Raw genomic sequence first — 294 nt, 5'->3', positions numbered from 1 at the left:
CATTCATACCATGGGGTCACACTATGACTTTTGTAAGAGATTTGATGGGGAGGTTTCACTAAAACCCTCAGATAACAAGTACCTAGTATGCTATTCAAAATCAGTGGCTTATGGCGTTGCTTTTATAGAAAAGCTTAGAGATCTACTCACAATGTATGATAAAACATATAAAATCATTTATTTTTCTGACCATGGCCTAACGTCTGTAAATGCCCCCCCATATTTGATTCACGGCACTGGATCACACTTTTCAAGGCAGGCAGTAGAAGTGCCGTTTGTAACAATGAGTGACGA

At 39.1% G+C, this 294-nt stretch carries 1 protein-coding gene; it reads left to right on the top strand.

What is annotated here, in order from left to right:
* Nucleotides 1–10: 10 nt before the first annotated feature.
* Nucleotides 11–294: sulfatase-like hydrolase/transferase (locus AB4512_RS24675; RefSeq protein ID WP_372176105.1), on the top strand; the 284-nt coding region annotated here is incomplete at its 3' end.

Origin of the sequence: Vibrio sp. 10N.222.52.B7, from assembly GCF_041474275.1 — a bacterium.
GTDB lineage: Bacteria > Pseudomonadota > Gammaproteobacteria > Enterobacterales > Vibrionaceae > Vibrio > Vibrio crassostreae_C.
This window is presented reverse-complemented; position numbering and strand designations above follow the sequence as displayed.